Raw genomic sequence first — 1,712 nt, 5'->3', positions numbered from 1 at the left:
CTTATATTAATACTTTGCTACAATCAATTAAAATTTTTTATCGATATATTTCTGATGAATATGAGATTGAAAATGTAGTGAAAGATATTAGGTATTTGAAGGAGAAGAAGTTACTGTTAAAGACCTTTACCGAGGAAGAAGTTGCAGATCTGATTAGATTTTATAATAAAGCGGGATATGTGAATCAACGGAATAAATTGTCTAGTAGAATGGGGAGAAGAGAACAAAACTTTATTTAAAGAAAATTCATCTGAACGACAACTATGTGGTTCTCTAGCTCAAAAATTAAAAGAATACTTGAATGATGATTTTAGAGGATTTTATTATGATGTTGAAGTTAATCGAGGATTTGCAGGTGGTAAAAAAATCGTATCAATGAAAACTGGAAATAAAGATATTGTGATGGAAAATATTTTTTGTGATTTAGTAGTTCATAATAGAGGGGAGAAAAATACTTCTAAAGAAAATCTTATCGCAATAGAGATGAAAAAAAGTAGTTATGCTAGTAAATCCTTAAAAGGAGAATACGAAGAAGAACTAAAAAATAATAGAATAGCTGATAAAGCAAGACTGTGTGCTTTAACTCTTAATCCAGAAAATTCAAGAGGTTATTATAAGGTGTTTTCTTTTCCAAAACCTGATGAAGGGATAAACGAAGAGTTTAAGAGTATTGTGAATGGGTATCAACTTGGAGTATACATAGAACTGAATGACACTAAAGAGGAAATAGACTCGTTTGAAGTGAATTTCTTTATAGATGGAAAATGTATTGAAAATTTGGCAATTGAAATAGATATCAAGAATTAAAGATTTAATCAATTAAAGGGAAATAGGAAAAAAATTGTAAGAGATGATATGAAATTCCTTTTTTGAAGATAACATATAGACCTAAAAATAAGGAGTTAGTTTTCTTGGCAATATCTTTTAATTTAAAATGAGAGTGAAGTGTCTATGAGTATAATAAAATAAAAAGAGATGTCAGAAACAAGTCCAAAATCTGATCTCTCTTTTTATTATCTATTAAGTAAATTTTTCAGAATCTTTTCACAAGATAAGATTAAACGATTTGTAGAGTTTACATATTCATCGTAACTCATTCCAGAATTATTCTTATAAGAAAAAACATCAACTAAAGAATCGTTACGCAGAGGTGTATCTGTATTCGGGTGGTCATTGTGTACTGTAAAGAAGGGCGTACCTAGCATATCGCTGACTGCCATTAACTGAAGATAATTATTTTTGTCATTAGGGTACGGAGTCCAGTGACCAACTTTCTTAGCAGCACTTCTTTTAGTCTCAAAAAGACAAGAAATTCTATTATCTTTTTCGGAGAGGACGACCATGTCCAAGTCTTGTTTTTTTACCTTAATACCATCAAAAGTTGATCGACTCCAAGTATGAAAAGAATCTGTTACCTTTGATAAATTGTTGACTGGTTTCACATTTGTAAAAAAAGAAGTTGCTAATGGAAGTCCAAATTTTTCAGAAATGAGATGAGCACCAGCATGAATATCATAGTTAGTTCCGTTGATAATTAAATATTCCATATTCATAGGATATTTTATATACAAATTAGGAATATTGCACATTTCAAAATGTTTTAGAATGTCATAAATTCTTGCATATTCGGTTGGAGAAAGTGAATACTCAATTGATTCAACAACTGTTATACCAGAGATTTTTGTTATATCTTCACACGACCATATTAAAAT

Annotated in this window: 2 protein-coding genes and 1 pseudogene; 2 read left to right on the top strand and 1 reads right to left on the bottom strand. The window is 29.6% G+C overall.

Going from position 1 to position 1,712, the window contains the following annotated elements; translation table 11 throughout:
* Both A5867_RS18115 and A5867_RS14040 read left to right on the top strand, forming a co-directional pair.
* Positions 1–239, top strand: a pseudogene (locus A5867_RS18115) (hypothetical protein); the annotation flags it as partial.
* Between the two features lie 58 nt (positions 240–297).
* A complete protein-coding gene (locus A5867_RS14040) occupies positions 298–807 on the top strand; it encodes a hypothetical protein (protein WP_140397113.1) in 510 nt (169 codons plus the stop codon).
* 206 nt (positions 808–1,013) lie between these two features.
* On the opposite strand, the gene A5867_RS14035 is transcribed toward A5867_RS14040, so the two are convergent.
* The coding region (locus tag A5867_RS14035; protein ID WP_170927542.1) for a hypothetical protein at positions 1,014–1,712 on the bottom strand (699 nt) is incomplete at its 5' end.

The organism is Enterococcus sp. 6D12_DIV0197, assembly GCF_002174385.1.
GTDB classification, from domain to species: Bacteria; Bacillota; Bacilli; order Lactobacillales; family Enterococcaceae; genus Enterococcus_D; species Enterococcus_D casseliflavus.
Note: the sequence above shows the minus strand (reverse complement) of the source record. Positions and strands in the feature narration are given on the sequence as shown.